This is a genomic window from Gluconobacter sp. DsW_058 (assembly GCF_002153615.1).
Taxonomy (GTDB): domain Bacteria; phylum Pseudomonadota; class Alphaproteobacteria; order Acetobacterales; family Acetobacteraceae; genus Gluconobacter; species Gluconobacter cerinus.
Window position 1 is genome coordinate 116646 of sequence record NZ_JOPH01000038.1, and the last position, 19473, is coordinate 136118.

Sequence of the window (19473 nt, forward strand, 5' to 3'; positions counted from 1 at the left end):
GGAGGAAATGAAGCCTTGTCAGTCTTTCTGCCGGAAGGGGAAGCTCGCATTCTGGCCGAAACATCATAGCCGTGCTAGACCCGCCCGCATAGCTCCGAACAAAAACGAAGAATTCCCCCTATAGTGCGATTTGCCCTTATTCATAATGCTCGCAGCCGTAAGAACCGGCGCGGCGGTTCCGTATTCGCTACGGAGGCCAAGGCGCTTCTCGGAGAGAATTTCGTTCCATCAGACAGTCGTGAGGGGATGACCGAACATGTTCATTACCTTTGCAGGCAGGGAGTCCGAACCATTGCCATTGATGGTGGGGACGGAACAATCAGCGCTGCGCTGACAGCCATTGCGCGTGCATATCCAGCAGATCGCCTTCCCGATATCGCCGTAATCGCATCAGGGAACACCAATCTCATTGCTGGGGATATCGGGTTCGGGCTGAGGGAGATGGAGGCTATCAATCGCTTGCAACAAGGGGCTGCAATGCGATCAAGCACACGCACACCCATTTGTCTTTCTTGGCCAGACACAGACCGCAAGCCAGTGCTCGGATTGTTTGGAGGGTGTACGGGCTATGCGCGTGCTGTTCGTACGGCGCATTCCCCAGCAGTTGTCAGGTTTGCTCCCCATGATCTGGCTGTAGGCTTTACGCTCTTCAGCACCGTTGTCAGTCTCCTGTTTCGTAAAAGCCGCAAGAGCTGGTTGGAGGGGGAGCCTTTACGGGTTGAAACGTCCGGCCACGCTTACGACGGGAACAGCTTCATGTTTCTTTCAACGGGACTGTCACGGCTTTCTCATGGAATCTGGCCGTTCTGGGATGCGGAGCCGAATGTGGAAGGTCTGCGATATCTTGATGTCAGCGCCTACCCGGAAAACCTTGCCCGTGCCACGGCTGCGCTTCTGTGTGGACGTGCGCCCCGGTGGCTGCGCCGGCATCCTGACTATGTGAGTGGCCGAACGGACGACATGATGCTTGAAACAAGAAGTGACTTTGTCCTGGACGGAGAGGTTTTCTCACCATCCGAGAGCGGGCGTATTCGACTTGAACGTGGGCCAGCCTTCCGTTTCCTCCATGCCTGATGCACTTGAAAAAATCCTCATTGAAGAGCTGACAACGCCGGTTGATGAGGGCGCTGTAGCTTTCGCCGATGCTCTGGCTCGTGCTTTCCCACGTCCGCCTCTGGGTGTTCTGTTTTATGGTTCGGTGCTGCGCGCAGCAGACCCGGACGGTATTCTCGATTTTTATATCGTGACGGAAAGCTCAAAGGATTTTACAGGCAGTATGGTGGCTCGTACCGGCAACCTGCTTCTTCCCCCGAATGTCCGTTATGCTGAATTCAAACACGGTCATCGCACGTTGCGCGCAAAGATTGCGGTGTTGTCGCGGGAGCAGTTCGAAGACCGTACGTCACTTGGCGCGCTCGATACGACACTGTGGGCTCGGTTCTGTCAGCCTGTACGTCTCGTGTGGGTTCGAGACGAGCATGCAGCAGATATGTTGCTGGACTTGCTGGCGCGGTGTGTAACGACGGCCTCCTGCTGGGCTGCGCTCCTGGGTGCGCCGCATATGACGGCGCTTGAGTACTGGCAGACCCTTTTTGCTCATACTTACGCTTCAGAATTGCGTGTTGAAAAGAAGGGGCGAGGCAATAGTTTGCTTGCTGGCCAAGAGGCGCGGTTCAGTAGCATGCTGACCCTGGGATGGGCGCGAGCGCATCTCGGTTATTCTGCAGTGGGCGAAATGCTTGAGCCGGCCGTGTCGCCCACTTTGCGCGAACGAGCAGCACGGCGCTGGGCGCTTGTTGGGACGTCAGGCAAGCCTCGAAACGTAGCGCGGCTCGTGAAAGCGGCGTTTACTTTTGAAAACGGTGCGTCTTATCTGGCGTGGAAAATCAAGCGTCATACAGGGCTTGATCTGGACCTCTCTGAGTTTGAGCGGCGACATCCCTTGCTCACTTTGCCCGCGTTGCTTTTGCGTATGAAGCGTTTGCGCAAAGCCGCCTGACGTTATTGCTCAGGATAAAAGCTCATAAAAAAGGGGACTGTTTGGAACAGTCCCCTTTTTGCGTTTTAAACGACTCCGTACTCAGTCTCGGAAATGCTCGGCAACCTGCTTGAAGACGGCGGTTGCCTGATCAATTTCTTCAGGGCTGTGAGCTGCCATAACCGAGCAGCGCAACAGCGGACGGTTGTCAGGCGTTGCAGGCGGGAGAGACAGATTAACGTAAACGCCGTTCTCAAGAAGGGCATTCCAGAACCCGACAGCCTGAGGCACCGTTTCAAGCGTTACGGCAACCACCGGCGAAACATGTTCGCCGGTCTGTAGGCCTGCGGCCTTCAAACCAGCATGAAGACGTGCGGCATTGTCCTGGAGGCGGGTGCGAAGTTCTGGATGTGCAACCATATCATCAAGAGCAGCCAGCGTTGCCGCGATGATCTCCGGGGGGAGGGAGGCTGTGAACATATACGGGCGAGAGCAGAGGCGCATCAGATCAACGCCATCATGATCCGTAACGCAGTAGCCCCCTACTGTTCCGAGCGACTTTGAGAAGGTTCCGACTACGAAGTCGATGCCGTCTTCACAGCCCTGGAGTTCCGCAACGCCGCGACCGTTTTCACCCAGCACACCAAAGGAATGTGCTTCATCAGCCATCAGGTAGGCGCCGTGGCGCTTCTTGATTTCGACAAATTTGTCCAGCGGGGCAACGTTCCCCGTCATGGAATAGATGCCTTCTGCGATAATCAGCTTGGCGCCAGGATGATCGCTCAGGCGTGCAAGGCGCTTCTCAAGATCGACCGGATCATTGTGGCGGAAGCGGATGACCTGCGCACCAGACAGTTTTGCACCGTCATAAATGCTGGCATGGCTGTCTGCATCCAGAAGCAGCACATCGTCCTTGTTAACCAGTGCAGAAATTGTGCCGAGGTTGGCCTGATATCCCGTAGAGAACACCATGCAGTGCTTGCGGCCGAAGAAAGAAGCGAGGCGCTCTTCCAGCTTGCGATGCAGGCCGAAGGTGCCATTGGCAATCCGGGAGCCCGTTGTGCCGACGCCCATTGTGCGGGCTGTCTCAATCGCGGCTTCTGCTGCGTGCCCTGACTGGCTGAGGCCCAGATAATTGTTGGTTCCGAACAGAAGCGTCTCACGCCCCTCAATCAGACCGACCGTGGCTGAGAGCGGGCGTTCAATCACGACCTCGAACGGGTTGCGTGGCGAAACTGCCGTCAATCCGTCATAGGCTGCCCGGAGGGCGGCGTGTTTTGCAAAGATATCAATCACGCGTGGCTTGCCTTCAGTGTATGAAGGCAGGCAGCCAGATCGTTGATGGTGCGGATATCTGCCAGCTTGTCGAGCGGGACAGACACGTCCAGCTCATCTTCAATTTCCATGACGAAGTTCATGACGGCGAGGCTGTCAAAAGCCAGATCTTCGACGATCTTGCTGTTGCCATTGATGTCCCGCGGCACTTTCGGGTTGGCAAGCAGCTTTTCTATGATCATTCCGGAGATGCCGGCGACGCTGTCAGTCATGGAATTGAACTCTCGGTCTTACTATGCAGTTTGTGAGCGCTTTATGCGTCAAAGCACGTCTGTTCGCCACCCCCTCCCTGAGCAGGGAGAGGAAAAGCGGTCAGGTGTGTCCGTCAGGCTGCGGAGTTGGTTGGCTCGGTCTGCAGATCGAACTGACCTGACAGAAGCATTGTCTTGGCACGGGCACGCGTCAGCTTGCCGGAAGACGTCTGTGGAAGGGTGCGGGGCGGAACCAGAATAACCTGCACGTCCACACCATGCTGACGGCGGAACAGGCTCGTGACTTCATCACGGAGCGTGTTGCGGTTTTCTTCTTCGGTTGCACGGCACTGAACAAGTGCCACGATATTCTCACCTGTTTCCGTTTCCAGGGAGAAGACTGCGACATCACGGGACCGAAGTGTGCTGATCTCGCTCTCGGCAGACCATTCCAGATCCTGTGGCCAGATATTCCGGCCGTTGATGATGATAAGGTCCTTGGCGCGGCCCGTTACGACAATCTGGCCGTTCAGGTGGTAGCCAAGATCGCCAGTGTTCAGCCAGCCATCAGCATCGAGAACGGCTTCCGTCTCTTCGGGGCGACGGAAATAGCCACACATCAGGCTCGGTCCACGGACGAAAACACAGCCAACGTGGCGCTCAGGCTGAATGTTACCGAGCGGGTCACGGACTTCAATCTCGTGCTCAGGAAGTGCTTCACCGCAAAGCACAAAAGTGCGGAGCGCGTGAGAAGGATCATTGGAAGGCTGTGCGAGGCCGTCTTTTTCCAGCGTGCGCAGATCGATCGTGTCGGTCTGAATGCCGGTGTTGAGCGGGGCAAAGCTGATGGCCAGCGTCGCTTCGGCCATACCGTAGCTCGCGACGAATGCGCGCGCATCAAATCCATTGGATTCAAAACGCTCGGCAAATCCTTCGAGGATATGGTGGCGGATCATATCGCCGCCGATCCCCGCGATGCGCCAGCAGGAGAGGTCCAGATCGGCCTGGCCACTGCGACGTGAACATAGCTCGTAGCCAAAGGAGGGGCTGTAGGCGATTGTGCCGCGGTTGCGCGAAATGAGGTCCAGCCACACATGGGGGCGACGTGCGAATTCGCGGGTCGGCAGCAGATCAACCGTCAACTGGCATGTCAGGGGGGTCAGGAAAAACCCGACCAGGCCCATGTCATGGTAGAGTGGCAGCCAGGACACGCAGCGATCATCGCGGGGATCTTCTGCAGGATAAACCTTGAGACCGTCACGGGCAATCGCGCGTGCGTTGGCCATTCCGGCAGCCTGAGTGACAGAAACGCCCATTGGGAAACGCGTGCTGCCAGACGAAAACTGGAGATAGGACAGATTTTCGGATTTGATTTCCGGAAGCTCTACATTGGCTTCAGCATGACGGTAGAGGTCAGCGGGGGAGCCGCCGAAAACCAGATCCAGCCCCTCAACGATTTCCGATGTCCAGCTTCCGATCACGTCCGGAACCACAACAGCACGTGCTGCAGCGCTCTGAATCATGCCACGGAGGGTGGAAACATATCCTTCACGTCCGCCAAAAGCGACAGGAAGCGGCAGCGGAGCTGGAACGAGCCCTGCATACTGGCAACCGAAGAAGATACGGGCAAAGTCACCATCGCTTTCTGCGACGATGGCCACCCGGTCTCCTGCTGCCAGTCCAAGGCCAAGCAGACGCTGGGCCATGGAAATTGCCTGTTCGCGGAGCGTTCGATACGGCAAGGCTTCTAGCAGTTGCCCGCGGCCAGAGTAGATATTGAATCCACTCTCGCCCTGGGCTGCATAGTCCAGGGCTGCGGCAAAGCTCGTGAAATCCCCGTACCGTCTGGTCAGGCCAGAGCGGCTCGGCGTCGGAGCGGAGGGAAGAGTTGGGTTCTGGGTGTCCTCGGTCAAACCTAGACTAGCTCCATTAGGATCGCCGGACATCAGGCGGCCTTGTGTAGAAAGTTAACTATGGCGTCCGCTGCGGCGGGTGCCGTGGGCTGTTCGCCCAAAGTTTCGAATGTCTCTAGTACATATTGGCGCTGGGTCTCAAGAAAACGTGAGTGTGTGTCGAACGCCTTCATGATTTCCTGTTCAGGATCGGCAATATTATCCGTCACCGGGCCAAGCGTCCAAGACTGATAATTGGGGTTATCCTGCCAGGCTGCTTCGTGAGCGTTGAGAAACAGGCATGGACGCGGTCGTATCATGAATTCCGCCACCTGACTGCTGACATCCCCGAGATAGAGGTCTGCGCCCATGGTATAGGTCATGTCGATACTTCGTTCGCTCCCTGGGTCGATTAGCATATGGGACAGACCCGCATATTCTCGTCTGAGGGCTTCTCCTTCCGGGCGATGGTTATCAAACAGCCGGAAATGAGGAGCAAAGATCAGATTGTACTGATCCTGTGCTGCAAAAAAATCAAGCAGCTTCTTGCCCATCATGCGCCATGACGAGAAACGCTGCACGAAATGCGGATTATACAGGATTGTCGGGCGACCGTTATTAAAAAGCGGTGGTCGACGTGCATGCATCCGGCGAACCAGATCAAACTTTGCATATGTGCCACGGTGATAGAAGCCAGGCCGGATGATGCCTTTTTCCAGCATCCGCTCTTCGACTTTACGGCCAGGAACCAGAAGATAATCAAATTTTTTGAGATGCTTGGCAAAGCCGATGGCACGATCTCCGGCCCCATGGCCTGTCCAGATCATACGGGGTGTACGAACGCCCATGTGTCGAAGCTGAAGAGAGGTCGCTTCAGGAACGATGATGGCATCGAAGCCCTTGAAATACTTCCGGGAGAAAAACAGCCCCATGAGGCGATCAAGGACTCGTAGCCCCTGTGCTTCAATCCGATGCCGAAGTGCATCTGAAATCGGAAGCAGGTCAAAATGAACGCGAGACTCCGGATAGAGCGTAGCCAACGAACGCGCGAGTTCGAGATGACTTGCTGTCAGGCACGCAATATGGACCGCGACTTCTGGATGTCGGGCTGACATTTCCAGTGCGATTGGTAGAGCGTGTAGCGTCTGGTGTCGCTGGGCGATTAAGGGAAAGACGACTTTCATGGCTGGGAAATCGTGCGCAGAGAGGGCTTACGAAGAACCAGAAGAAGCTGAAGTCCGATCAGGAGCATGACCCCGCAGAGTGTAATAGGACCAACTCCATCGAGACCGTATCTGCGGACAACAAGAACAAGCCCCGGAAAAAATACAAGAAAGTCCAGGAAACGCGCAGATGTCGCAGCGCCGGAGCGGTCTGTTGTGAACAGGAGGGGTTCGAGCGGAAGGCCCCAGACAGCAACGACTTCCGCTGCGAGAAGCCAGAGTGTAACTGGCATCGTCTGCGTTGCGCCTGTTGGGCCGATATAAAGCTGTAAAAGGGGGCGCCCTGCCAGAAGGGTCATGACAAGCAGACCTGTCCCGATCCCACCTGCGGCAAGAGCCACCTGAATGGTCAGGCGGTAAAGCTTGGTTGTCGCGCGATCACGCCAAAGGCGCGCCATTTCCGGGTACACGGTGGTTTGAATCAGTGCGGCTGGCTTGGCGATCCCCGCGGCAATCTGGCTGGCTACCCGATAATACCCGGCACCTGCGGGGCCAACGAACGCTCCTACTACAAGCGTTCCAATATGCCCGAAGGTCAGAGCCAGGGCAGAATTGAGGTTTGTGGAAAGCGCAAAGCGCCTGATACCGAGATGGGTTCGAAAGAAATGCCCATTCAGCAGGTCAGGGATCAGATCGCGTAGTTCTTTTGTAAGGCCACGCATCAGATCTCGGCGGATCAACTCCCGGACGGCCATAAACCCGAGTGTTGCCCAAGCTGCAAATTCGGCGAACATCCACACGAATGCCAATGCTGGTACGGACGCGCCTTTAACGGCGAGGAAAAAAGTACCCACGACGCGAACGAGAGTGGCGACGACGCCCTGAATGGAAATCAGATCATATCTGTTGAAGATGCGCAGAAGACCTGTGGGTGTGGCGGATGCCATGAACAGGATCGACAGGCAGAATATCGTCCCTGTCTGGTGAATTTCAGGCGGCCAGCCCAGCATTTTCATAGCAAAGATACTAATGAACAGGCCGCCAGAAAACCCAAGCAACCCTCCAAGACCATCCAGCAGAAAACTGAACGCTATGACGCGCTGAAACCCTTTCCGGTCTCCGTCCGTCAGCGGGCGAAGACCATATTTCAGCACTGTCTGCCAGGACTGGAAATCGACCAGATCGCCCATGGTACGCGCGAAGGCGTACATCATGGCGATGAGACCAAAGCCATAACTTCCAAGGAAATGTGTTGCCATCCAGATATGGAGGAGGCTCAGGGGCGCATTCACGACACGTCCTCCAAGCAACACACCGACATTGCTCATGACGCGTCGGACACCGGCCACTTTTGGGGGTTGTAAAGGCGGTTCTTCGGCCGACATCAGGCGCAGGAAACTTTCATGGCTGTCAAATCGTTGTCACAAATCTGCTTCACACATAGGGTCTCAAGAGAAAATCTAAACTCACATTTTATGACCAAACGTTGCATTCACCTCCACGGAGGGATGAACATGGACCGTTTGGGGACGAGACCCACACGCGAGAACTTTGCAGAATTGCAAGTATCTCAACTGTTTGAAGGCAAGCTCGCGTTCTGTGTCAGTGTGTAATCTAACTTTCGCGCACATCTTTGGACGGCAGTGCCAAGAAGGCGTGATGAGCGATTTTAGAGCGATTTTCGAAGAGACAACCCGATAGTCCGCCCCATGGGATCCATGAAGGCAGGCTGGTATCCAGCCGGCGTGGCGCCAGTTCCGTTATGAACGTGAATGCGGTTGTTCGAGACATTATCCAGCGACAACATGATTCTAAAATTCTGAGCCCAGTCGCTGTGTTTCCAGCGGGGGACGTCTCCCAAAGTGACGAAAACCGAAAAATCCAAGGTTGCGAGGCTACTGAAATACAGGCTGCCTGAGGACGTGCTGCCCAGAGTTGATGTGCTCGATTGCCACTTGCCGTCCAGCCTGATGCCAATACCGTTTCGATAAGCCCCTGCTTGAAGTTCCACTTCATGACGGGGTTTGCCGCCAAGACCACCTATCGTTCCGCCGTTTAGGAGGTCTATCGCGGGGAGGCCGGATCGTAATCGTAAGGTATCGTTCAACCGCCAGACCTGGGTCAGGACAACGTAATAACGACCCTGCGTGGTATTGCCTGGCCGTCCTTTATGGTACGCTTTGTCAGGCTCGTTTCCGAAGGGACGTGAGAGCGAGAAGGTGGTGTTCCATTCTGTCCGCTTCTCATAGTCGGCGTTGACTGGCCTTAAATCCACACGTTCCAGAACGCCGTCAGCATCTCGTTGGTAGTTATCCGGGAAAGCATCCTGAATGGCTGCGGTGGCAGTCGGTAAAGACAGAACCGGATTGTGTGTGTTGTCATGCACGTAATTGATGTGCAGTCGCGATCCGTCCAGAAAAGGGGGGGACAGGATGGCACCAAGACTGATTTCATGTCGATCGGCTGACCGCAGGTTCCGGTTGCCGCCAGATACAGTCGTGACCTGAACGGACTCTCCACGCACATAGTCATATGTTGTGACGTTCGGAGTTTCGATTGTGGGCGCTACAAGGGAGGAGGCTGCGGGTGCTTCTGTCTGTTCAGTGATGGAGAGCGGCAGCTGGATCCATGTGAGAGGCGCCCATGTGACGCCCCCACCGACGGTTCCCAATGTTCCGAAGTGGGACACCTGGCTGACCGCACCGTTCACATTGGCATCCAGCTTTTCAAGAAAAGACAGAAAGTGGTTCTTTCGGCTTGCGATCGGAAGGTCGCCGTTGATCCGAATTGTACCAATATCTCGGCTGATGGCCGCGCGAGATGTTACGTTATTGACGGTGGATACAGCGTTTTGCTGGCTGAGTGTTCCCGTGGCTGCAATGCTGGTGGAGGCATCTCCAGCAGGAAGCGTGAAAACCGGACCGGAGAGCAGTCCGCTGATCTGACCCTGATTACTTGTGGTGCGACCGTGATTGACGAGGCGCTTGCCTAACCAGGCTGGAGAAACTGTTGTCCATGGGTCGAAAGAAAGGTCGTTGGAATTCAGGGCTGCCTGGGCCGTTGTGAGCGACAGCCCAGTCTGGCTGTTCGTGACTGTTTGAGTGTAATCGTAGCTGCCCTTGGCATTCCACTTCCAGTCCCCGAGATCGCCATTAAAATTAAGGCCGGCCTGTCCTGTTTCAGTGTGTGCGGTCTGTTGAAGAGGGGTGATGTTTCCAAAGCTGCGGAAAAGCTGAACAGACTGAGTAAATGGTGAATAGAAACTTCCGCTGGGCAGCGTGAGTACGCCATGGGGTAGCCCTTGCAGACTGATTTGATCCTGATGATCAAAGCTCACATTGAGAGACGAGCTAATATTTTCAGTGAGACGATCAGCGTAAACCCCGTTCAGGTTCAATTCGTGTTTGCGTGGCTGAAGCGTATAGGCTGAGGCATTCGTGCTGGTATTGGGATTGTTCGCGTAGGGGAGAATGTCGTCCAGCGTTGCGGCCTGCCCGAAAGGCAAGGATGGGCTCCCTGCCGTAGTGACGGTCTGTCCGGACAGAGCATCAAGGGCCGGGTCCAGGCTGGTACCATCTGACGTACTAAGGTTGCCCTGTGTGGCATAGAGTGAGTTTGCCGCAGGAGGAGCCACGTTGCGCTGGCTGTCTCTCAGCCATGAGCTGGCCGTGTAACGAGCGCTGAGGTTGATGCGCCGTTCGTCTTGCAGGCGCGTGAAGCTGAGGGAAAGAGCACCATTTTCTCCGCCCCCATCCGTGGATGTTTCGCCATATACGCGCGCACGAACGGACCGAAAGTGTCTGACGGTGATGATGTTTACGACGCGCTGGTCTGCCGCATAGCCATAACGGAGGGCTTCTTCTTCCGTAAAAATTTCCACACGTGCAATTGCTTCAAAGGGAAGGTCATTAACCTCCTGAAGGCCGGAAATTCGTTTGCCGTTTAGGAGAACAACGGGAGCATTTCCTGTTGCTCCCCGTCCAGAGCGTGTCTCAGGCGAAATGGTGCTCAACAGATCTGTTACGGTATCGACGCCATAGGATTTAATCTCATCTGCGCTGATCTGCATGAGTGGTTTTGGCGCACCAATGACGGCTCCTTCCGGTTTATGGCCGGTAACGACGATATGCTCCGTTGTGGATGTCGTGCTGCCGGATACGTTGGATGGGGTTGTGCCCGTCGTATTGGTGCTTTGTGCCCAGGCTGAGCCGCAGGAGAGGGCGGCGCTGAAACCGCAACACGTCAGTTTTCTAAAATTTAATCGGGAGCGTGTAGCGGCTGGAGTGCCAGAATGGTGGCTGGTCATGCTGTGGCCTGCCGATCTCCCGGAAATGCGAATTTATGCGCTCCGTTTGTGTCTGGAGCAGCGAAGGATCGTCAGGTCATTCCCTGACGCAGAAACCATAATGGGGTATTTTTGGGGAAACTGTTTCTTTTTGTCGAGAAACAAAATTCTCCGAAACACTCAGCGTGTGTTCAGACTTTCTCAGCGTTTCGCATGGTCTCGCTGTCAATGACGTCCCGGATCGCACGGGTTAATGCTGAATGGTCGGTATAGCGGCGCCCATAAGTCAGATTGAATTCATGGTCGAAGTCTGGCGGATTGATGCCAGTATTATGCTGGGAAATGGTTTCGAGTTTGTCGAAAGCCTTTGCCATCCTTGCCTCAGGGCTGGAGGCATTTTCGTACTCATCCCAAAGCTCAAGAAACTCTTCTTTTAAATGCTCGGGAAGAGGGGCCATCACGGTCAGGAGATCTTCACGTTCCTGCTGGGATTTGTTGCTGGAAGCTTCAACGGAAATGGCGGGAATATCGCCATGGATGGCTTCGCCCAGGTCATGGAGAATACAGATCTTAAGGAGGCGCAGCAGGTCAATGCCTTCAAGCTGGTCGGCGAAGGTCATAACAAGAAGGCATAGACCCCAGGTGTGTTCAGCGGTGCTTTCAGCTTGACCACCCAGAGTAAAAGCGCGGCGGAGCACATCTTTAAGCTTGGAGGCTTCGCGGAGAAAATCGAGACGCTTCTTGATCTCGTGTGTGGTCATCAAAATCGGTCCTGACGATTGGGAATTTGAGGCCAAAGTCAGGCCTGATCCTGAGAGATGGCGTCCTGTCACATCACCAGAGCGTAAAGCACCAGATATCCGGCAATCACGAGTAGAACCAGAATCCCAAGAAGGATCGGAAAACCTATACCGTTCTGAATCGATTTGATCGCCTTGACGATAAATTCAGCCATCATGTCGCGCTCCTGGGGCGAGTGCAGGCGAACGGTTGTCCTACAGTCGTACGAAATTATATGCGAAAATGGTTAAAATGGTAACTCCCCGTCCGTGCAGGACAGAAATGCAAGTGGGTCTTCAAGGGCTTGCCGCGTCACAACAGGGAAACTGTCGCCGGAAAGCAGCCATATTTCCTGAATAGAAATCTTATCGGTTCAGTCTTTCAAAAGGATTTTCCCATGAAGCGTCTTGCAATGATGGTGCTGGGTTTTGCCATTATGGCACCCCTGATGGCGTGCTACGGGCCATACGATCATGGACGGGGACATCATCATCACAATGGCCTAGGCGGACCTTACGTTGGCGGCGGCGGAGGATACGGGCACCGCTGACCTTTACTGTTTACAGAGAAGCCTAAACTCAAGGTCGTTTGGGTTTTTCTGAGGGCATCCTGTCTTTGCCTGTTCGGGGTGGCCGTGTAGGGAAGAGAAACAGCGTTCCGTTCTGGAACTGTTATTCTGAACGCACATGGATATAGAGATGCCCGCATCCGGGGTTGAGACAGGCTGGTTTCCCATTTCCCTTCGTCTGGAGGGCGCACGTGTATTGCTGGTTGGCGGCGGCGAAGTTGCTGTCAACAAAGGCAGGCTTTTGCTCGATCATGGTGCGCAGATCGAGATTGTTGCGGAAGCCCTGAATGGCGTTGTTCAGGAGTGGGTGGATGCGGGATTGGCGCGGCATGTAGGCGGTCGCGTTGACGCTGATATTTTACAGACTGTCATGCCGGGGTGTCGTCTGGTCTATGCGGCAACAGACGATCGGAGCGTCAATCGCGTAGTGGCGGCTCTTGCTGACACGTTAAATATTCCAGTCTGTGCTGTTGATGATCCGGAGCCGTCCACCTTCATTACGCCTGCTCAGGTTCGGCGTGGGGCTGTACGTGTTGCAATTTCAACCGCTGGCGGAGCACCGGTTCTGGCACGTCGACTGCGGGAACAAATTGAAAGCTGGATGCCGCATGGGACGGGGCAACTCGCCGCATATATGCAGTCCCGCCGGGCGCGGGTGTCCGCACGATATCCGGAAGTTCAGGATCGGAAACGGATCTGGGAAGATTTTCTGGACGGAGCAGGCGCAGAAGCTGCACTGGCAGGCGATGAGGTCCGGGCTGACGGTGTGCTTGATGTGCTCCTGTCTGCACAGCGGGCTTCTGGCGAGGTCTGGCTTGTGGGGGCCGGGCCCGGCGACCCCGATCTTCTGACATTGAAGGCCCTCCACTTCATGCAGAATGCTGACGTGGTGCTTTACGATAATCTGTTACCCAAAGTGTTGCTCGAACGTGTTCGACGTGATGCCGAACTGATTTTTGTGGGCAAGCAGCGTAATCGCCACGCGATGCCACAGTCCGAAATCAACAGCGAGATGGTCCGTCACGCAAAAGCCGGTCAGCGCGTTCTGCGTCTGAAAGGGGGCGATCCGTTCATCTTCGGGCGCGGTGGCGAGGAAATTGAATCCCTGGTGGACGCGGGAGTGTCTTTTCGTGTTGTGCCGGGCATTACCGCTGCCAGCGGATGTGCGTCCTACGCAGGTATTCCCCTGACACACAGGGATTGTGCTCAGGCGTGTCTGTTTGTGACGGGGCACGCACGGGCGGATGGCGTGCTGGATCTGCCTTGGGATGACATGGCGGATCGCCGTCAGACTGTCGTTATCTATATGGGAATTTCGACGTTACCAGCTCTGATGGCGGGGCTGGTAAAAAATGGCCTGCCGTCAGACTGGCCAGCAGCCATCGTGGAACGGGGAACCCAGCCCGGACAGCGCGTGTTGACAGGAACACTCGGAACAATGGCGGCTCAGGCCGCAGAAGCACAGGTTTCTTCACCCGCGCTTGTGATTGTGGGTGAGGTCGTTCGTCACCGCGTTGTTTCACCCTGAGTAAAGAGCTGCGCGTAAGATGCATGGCTCCTGTTCTCAAAAAAGGCCTTTTTTCAATAGGCTGCTCTGTGAAAGGTCTTACAACCGCCTGAACTGGAGATAACCCCTTATGCCGTCACTGACCGCCATTATCACGGAAATCGCAGAGGAAATGCGTGCCGAGACAGATCGGGGGCAGGTGGCAAACTATATTCCGCCGTTGGCAAACGTCGATCTCGGTCGGTTTGGAATGGCCATTATTGATGCAGAAGGCGGCAGTCATATTGTTGGGGACGCTGAAGAAGCCTTTTCCATTCAGAGCGTTTCAAAGGTCTTTGGCCTGACGCTCGCGCTTAATGCGGTGGACGCCGGGCTCTGGAGCCGGGTGCGGCAGGAGCCGTCGGGCAGTGCCTTCAATTCGATTATCCAGCTTGAAAGTGAAAACGGCATTCCGAGAAACCCGTTCATCAATGCGGGGGCAATTGTCGTATCGGATATTCTAACGTCCCAGTATGGTCTGGACGGTGCGCAGAATGAGCTTTTGGGCTTCCTGAAGCCCATGAGCTCAGATCCGGATACCATTCTGATTGACCGGGATGTGGCGCGGCAGGAAGAAGAGACCGGATTTCGCAACAAGGCTCTGGCAAATTACATGCGGACCTTCGGGAATATTCATAATCCCGTTGATGAAACGCTGGATCTGTATTTTCATCAGTGCGCGCTGACCATGAGTTGCAGGCAGCTTGCGGAAATGGGCACCTATCTGATGACGGGTGGTATTAATCCCCGAACGGGCGAACGCGTTATTTCCACGCGAAATGCCCAGACCGTACTCGCTCTCATGATGATGTGTGGACACTATGACGGGTCCGGCTCTTTTGCGATCAGGGTTGGGTTGCCTGGAAAGTCGGGCGTTGGGGGCGGTATTCTGGCCGTTGTTCCCGGTGTTGCATCGGTTGCGGTATGGTCACCGGGTTTGAATGCACAGGGCAATTCACTGCTGGGAACACGTGCCCTTGAGCGTCTTGTTCAGCATACGGGATGGAACGTTTTTCGGGCCAGTCATTGAACCGGAGATAGCGTACTTTTCTACTATATAATTGAAAAACAAGAATATTTATTGAGACGGATCTGGCCGTGTCGGGGTTAGGCATTCTTTGATGCAATTCCCTTGATAACATCTAATTGACAATAATTATCAATTGCAAATATGAGGGCTCCAGTTCCGATCCTCTCTCGGTGGGCCAGCATGTCTTCTTCTGTCGTCAAATATACTGTCTTTCCCGCTCTTGTGCTGGCAGGGCTGACTTCCGCCGCTGCAGGTGCAGATACGTCTGTTGTTACGGATGACGCTCAGTCCAGGGGCCAGAAACAACTTCAGAAGCCCGGACAGCCGCAGGCGCCAAAGTCCAAAGCGGAAGTCATTGTTGTGACGGCGACCGGCATGTCCCATGCGTCTTCTGCGACAAAGACACGCACACCGATTATTGAATCGCCTCAGTCCATTTCCATCGTCAGCCGCGAAGAAATCGAACTGCGCGCATCTCCGTCAATTGCGGATGCGCTGGCCTATACTGCGGGTGTACAGGCTGAGCCATCCGGCATCGACAGTCGAGTGGATGAAGTGTCTGTCCGTGGGTTTGGTGCGGGTGGATTTTCATCCAACAACAACTTTGTCGATGGATTACGTCTGCCATCAGGCGGACAGTGGACCAGAACGTCCTTTGATCCGTTTGCACTTCAGCAGATTGAAGTTCTGAAGGGGCCTTCCGGTGCCCTTTATGGTCAGACGGCGCCAGGGGGCGTGGTTAACCTTGTGACGAAGCGTCCGACGGAAAAGAGCGAAGGCGAATTCTTTCTACAGAGCAGCGGATTTACCAACCTGTCCAACTGGCAGGGGCAGGCCTCCGGGGATGTGTCTGGCCGACTGACGCATGATGGGGCTTTGACAGGCCGGATTGTCGGCCTCGCTCGATATGGTGACACTCAGGTCAATGAAGTACGGACTGGCCGCTACTACATCTCCCCAAGCCTGACCTGGAAAATTACACCTAAAACAGTCTGGACTTTGCTTGCACAGTATCAGCGAGATCAGGGTGGCTCCACATTCCAGTTCCTGCCAGCAACTGGCACGCTGTATGCATCCAAAGGCCGCCATATCGCGAATGATGCGAATATTGGTGAGCCAAACTGGGATACGTTTGACCGAAACCAGGCTTTGGCAGGCTCATTTCTGGAGCATAAATTCAACCGTTTCCTGACGGTCCGAAACAATACGCGTTACACGTATCTGAACACGCTTTACAGAGCGACAGTGCTTTCTGGCGATACGCTAGCCAAATGCGCGGCGACAGTGGCTGGATGTATTGCAGGCGAAACAGTTAACCGGCGTGCTGTAGAAGGCCGGGGGCAGTCTCAGGGTGTCACGACTGATACGCAACTTGAAGGGCATGTCCGTACAGGGCCCGTGCGGCATCTGCTTCTGGTTGGCACTGATTATTTTTATACGAACTGGCGGCATAGCCGCGATCTGGTGGCGTCTTCCTATGTTCTGCCGATCCTGAATATCTTTAATCCGAAAGCGCGCGGGAGTGCTGGGTATTCAGATAATCTTAGCCCGCAGGTCTATACGGCAACCATCAGCAGCCAGAATGGAATTTATTTTCAGGATCAGTTGAAGTTCAACCGCCTTCGGGTCACGATTGGTGGACGTCAGGATTGGGCACGCGATAACACGCTCAATGTTCTCACGAAATCTCGGTACATCACGAATTCCAATGCATTCACCTGGCGAGCAGGTGCCGTTTATATGTTTGATAACGGTCTCGTGCCCTATTTCAGTTACGCTCAGTCGTTTCAGCCACAAGTCTCTGACCCATCCACGTCATTGGGAGGGAAGGCTTTCAAGCCGACAACTGGCGATCAGTATGAAGGTGGTATTCGGTATCAGTACGGGAAAAGTATCTACGTCACTTTTGGTGGATACCAGATTACCCAGAATAACATGACGACTTATGATCCGAACGGCACACTCTGTGGCACATCAACATGCCTTGTTCAGACAGGGCAGGGCCGGGTTCGCGGGCTGGAACTTGAAGGCAAGGCAAACCTGCCGTGGGACATGTCGGTGATCTTTACCGGCACTCGCAGTGAAGCAAAGATTACTCGCTCTAATACGGCATCTCAGGTCGGCAATTATCTTGGGCAGGCACCAAAGTGGATGGCGTCTCTCTTCGTAGACCAGCGCATCCAGCATGGAACTTTTGCGGGTGTCGGTCTTGGCGGTGGTGTCCGTTATACAGGCACAAGCTACGGGGATACGGCAAACACTCTGCATATTCCGGATTATACACTGTTCGATCTGTTCCTTCGGTATGATTTCGCGACGGCCCATCCGCGCTACAAAGGATTATCTTTTTCGTTCAATGCCCGAAACATCGCCAATAAGCGTTTTGTTGCGACCTGCACAGCAGTGTCCGCCTGCTATTATGGGCAGGGTCGTAATCTGACTGCTCGTTTGGAATATCGTTGGTAATTCGAGTAAAGCGTTATGATAACGATATGGATTGCGGGAATTCTGGGGGCAGGTGGTGCGCTTATGCTCTATATGGCTTCGCCCGCTCAACAATTGCGTAAGAAGCGTCCAGCATTTCGGCTCTGTATGATTTCCGGAAGCACGCTGCTCTGTGTATCTTTGCTCATGCTGCTCGCAAGCGAAGGTAGTGGTACCGCAGTTTCCGAGTTTCTGACGCTTATCATGATTGTCTGGTCTCTGGTTCCTCTGGCTGCCGCGGTTTGGCGAAGGAGGATGTCATGACATCCACTCCCGTGATGCTAAGCAGTCGGAACTGGTTTCCCAAAGCGAGCGCCGGTCTTGTCCTTGGACTTACGCTTTCCTTTGCCCTGATGGGCATTCTGGGTCTGCTCGTGCATGTTGACGGGCAGCCTAGGGCTGTTGGTTCACAGTTCCTGATGTGGCTCGTAGTTCCGGTCTGGACGGGAATTCTCGGAACTTGCTTTCTGTTTCGATCAGGCTGGCGTGCGTGGGCAATTCTTGGAGGAGCGAATGCTGTTCTCTGGGTTATTTATATGGGTGTGCGGAGTATGATGTCGTGAAAATCCGCGCTGATATTGTCCGCATGTATCGGGAAATACATAGCTGGGTTGGCATTGTCTGTGGCCTCTTCCTGTTTGTAGCATTTTATGCCGGATCAGTAACGATGTTCGAGCGGCCTTTGCAGGATTGGGCCTCGGCACCAGTGGCTTTGCCGCCGCCAGTAACACTGGAGAAAATGCCAGTATTGCTGGAAAAGACATTTTCTGAGCATCCGGAAGCGCAACGTAATTATACGATTGTTTTGCATCCAACACCTTCTCAGCCCGCGTCCTTAATTTGGGGAATGCCAGAGCGGATGCACGGCCCGTCTTTCGCCAATTTTTCGGCGTTGGCATCGGATGGATCTTTGGTGACGGTGCGTCAGGAGCCTTCTCAGGCCGCACATTTCATCAATATGCTGCATCAGCAGGTCGGGCTTTCCATGCCTCATGAGGCCGGGCGGCTCCTTATGGGCGTGGTCGCGTTGCTTTATGCGGTGGCCCTGATTTCAGGGACGCTCATCGTAATTCCAGGGCTTGTGAAAAACCTGTTTGCAATTCGACTGGGTCAAAACGTCAAAAGAATGTGGCTCGACATGCATAGTATGCTGGGCCTGTTTTCTCTGCCTTTTCATATCATCATGGCGCTCACCTCAGTGGTGTTTGCATTTCATGATGAGATCTACATGGCGGAGCAGGCGCTCCTGATACACCACCCTCAGGCTCAGCATGGTGCAGCAGGCCCTAGTCATGGGCCGCATCCTCATGGTCCAGCCGCAGAGCTACGGAAGCCTCTCGACCCAGATCAGATTATTAAAACTGTTGCGACACAAGCGCCGGGGTTCATTCCCGATACTCTGGCTTATAGCAGCGCTCATGGTGGCCATTTGGCTCTCAGAATAACGGGACGAGACCCACGCTATGGCGCGCGTGGGGCGGGTGGAGGATTTGCAGGCGTCGATCCGTATAGCGGCAGGCTCGTGTCGACGGAGTATATGCCCGGTCATCAGAGCTGGTCGCAGTCCGTGCTGACATCATTTTTCGTTCTGCATTTTGGCAGTTTTGGCGGAGAGAGTGTGCGGTGGGGATATGTGCTTCTCGGGCTCGGTGGCGCATTTATGTTCTATGCGGGGAACCAGCTCTGGGTGGTGTCGCGCAGGCGTCGTGAGCGCGGAACAGGACGTGTAGAGGATACAAAATCAACACGAATACTCTGTGCGTTGACGATCGGATGTTCGCTTGGGTGTGTAGCGGGGATATCAGCTGTGTTGTGCGCGGCGCCTCTGCTGCCCGCGAGCAGTCAAACGGTCACTGTGCAGCTTGTTTATTTCGGGGTTTTTCTGCTGTGCAATGGGGTGGCATTCTGGCTCAAGGAGCGGGAAGCTATTCGCATTTTACTGATATTTTCCGCAATCCTGACATGGATAATGCCGATTTCCGCACTTGTGGTTACACCATTATCACGCATGCAGGATTCAGCCTTAGCAGTAGATGCATTTGCAATTCTTTATGGGGCCTTTTTGATGCTCTGGGCGGTGCGGCCCGAGGCCGGTCAGCCTGTGCTGCGTCGTAAAGGATTTCCCTCAGACCCTGAGCGGGCCTGAGGCTAGGTGTTTAGTCCCGTGTTTTGATGGGGTATTATTTTCACGAGAGTGGAAGGAAGCCTTATGGGACAGATA

The 19473-nt window shown here is 54.6% G+C and carries 16 protein-coding genes; 8 read left to right on the plus strand and 8 right to left on the minus strand.

All coding sequences use genetic code 11. The annotated features are described in order from the left end of the window. Positions 1 to 123: 123 nt before the first annotated feature. Both HK24_RS08510 and HK24_RS08515 read left to right on the plus strand, forming a co-directional pair. Positions 124 to 1074, plus strand: a complete 951-nt coding sequence (locus HK24_RS08510; protein WP_086634111.1) for a diacylglycerol kinase family protein — start codon at positions 124 to 126, stop codon at positions 1072 to 1074. Then, a complete protein-coding gene (locus HK24_RS08515) occupies positions 1067 to 1999 on the plus strand; it encodes a hypothetical protein (RefSeq protein ID WP_086634112.1) in 933 nt (310 codons plus the stop codon). Before HK24_RS08510 ends, HK24_RS08515 begins: the two co-directional genes overlap by 8 nt. A gap of 81 nt (positions 2000 to 2080) precedes the next feature. Here the strand turns inward: HK24_RS08515 and spt are convergent, their stop codons facing one another. From spt to HK24_RS13980, 8 genes are all read right to left on the minus strand, one after another. Further along, a complete protein-coding gene (gene spt, locus HK24_RS08520) occupies positions 2081 to 3274 on the minus strand; it encodes a serine palmitoyltransferase (protein WP_086634113.1) in 1194 nt (397 codons plus the stop codon). After that, positions 3271 to 3525, minus strand: a complete 255-nt coding sequence (locus HK24_RS08525) for an acyl carrier protein (protein WP_046899528.1) — start codon at positions 3523 to 3525, stop codon at positions 3271 to 3273. Before HK24_RS08525 ends, spt begins: the two co-directional genes overlap by 4 nt. A gap of 113 nt (positions 3526 to 3638) precedes the next feature. Next, positions 3639 to 5450, minus strand: coding sequence for a fatty acyl-AMP ligase (locus HK24_RS08530; RefSeq protein ID WP_198150456.1), 1812 nt, complete (start codon positions 5448 to 5450; stop codon positions 3639 to 3641). Next, complete coding sequence (locus HK24_RS08535; RefSeq protein ID WP_086634114.1) at positions 5450 to 6580, minus strand: hypothetical protein; 1131 nt, start codon at positions 6578 to 6580, stop codon at positions 5450 to 5452. The genes HK24_RS08530 and HK24_RS08535 overlap by 1 nt, the downstream gene beginning before the upstream one ends. Beyond that, positions 6577 to 7944, minus strand: coding sequence for a lipopolysaccharide biosynthesis protein (locus HK24_RS08540; RefSeq protein WP_086634115.1), 1368 nt, complete (start codon positions 7942 to 7944; stop codon positions 6577 to 6579). The genes HK24_RS08535 and HK24_RS08540 overlap by 4 nt, the downstream gene beginning before the upstream one ends. Before the next feature lie 284 nt (positions 7945 to 8228). Beyond that, positions 8229 to 10865 carry a TonB-dependent receptor plug domain-containing protein gene (locus HK24_RS08545; RefSeq protein WP_086634116.1) on the minus strand — a complete coding sequence of 879 codons (2637 nt, stop codon included), beginning with the start codon at positions 10863 to 10865 and terminating at the stop codon, positions 8229 to 8231. A gap of 170 nt (positions 10866 to 11035) precedes the next feature. Continuing rightward, a complete protein-coding gene (locus HK24_RS08550; RefSeq protein WP_046899522.1) occupies positions 11036 to 11605 on the minus strand; it encodes an HD family hydrolase in 570 nt (189 codons plus the stop codon). 68 nt (positions 11606 to 11673) lie between these two features. Next, entirely contained in the window at positions 11674 to 11802 is a 129-nt protein-coding gene (locus HK24_RS13980; protein WP_255376438.1) for a hypothetical protein, read from the minus strand. Positions 11803 to 12021: 219 nt separating this feature from the next. On the opposite strand from HK24_RS13980, the gene HK24_RS13695 reads away from it, so the two are divergent. From HK24_RS13695 to HK24_RS08580, 6 genes are all read left to right on the plus strand, one after another. Next, on the plus strand, positions 12022 to 12174 hold the full coding sequence (locus tag HK24_RS13695) for a hypothetical protein (protein WP_198942095.1): 153 nt from the start codon (positions 12022 to 12024) through the stop codon (positions 12172 to 12174). Between the two features lie 148 nt (positions 12175 to 12322). Further along, entirely contained in the window at positions 12323 to 13720 is a 1398-nt protein-coding gene (gene cysG / locus HK24_RS08560) for a siroheme synthase CysG (protein ID WP_233126186.1), read from the plus strand. Positions 13721 to 13829: 109 nt separating this feature from the next. Further along, positions 13830 to 14768 (plus strand): glutaminase, encoded by a 939-nt coding sequence (locus HK24_RS08565; RefSeq protein ID WP_046899520.1) that lies wholly within the window; start codon positions 13830 to 13832, stop codon positions 14766 to 14768. A gap of 180 nt (positions 14769 to 14948) precedes the next feature. Continuing rightward, the gene (locus HK24_RS08570; protein ID WP_086634119.1) at positions 14949 to 17234 is read left to right on the plus strand and encodes a TonB-dependent siderophore receptor; all 2286 of its coding nucleotides are present in this window, start codon (positions 14949 to 14951) and stop codon (positions 17232 to 17234) included. Between the two features lie 278 nt (positions 17235 to 17512). Then, complete coding sequence (locus tag HK24_RS08575; protein WP_086634120.1) at positions 17513 to 17815, plus strand: hypothetical protein; 303 nt, start codon at positions 17513 to 17515, stop codon at positions 17813 to 17815. Continuing rightward, the gene (locus HK24_RS08580) at positions 17812 to 19398 is read left to right on the plus strand and encodes a PepSY domain-containing protein (protein WP_086634121.1); all 1587 of its coding nucleotides are present in this window, start codon (positions 17812 to 17814) and stop codon (positions 19396 to 19398) included. The genes HK24_RS08575 and HK24_RS08580 overlap by 4 nt, the downstream gene beginning before the upstream one ends. Positions 19399 to 19473 lie beyond the last annotated feature (75 nt).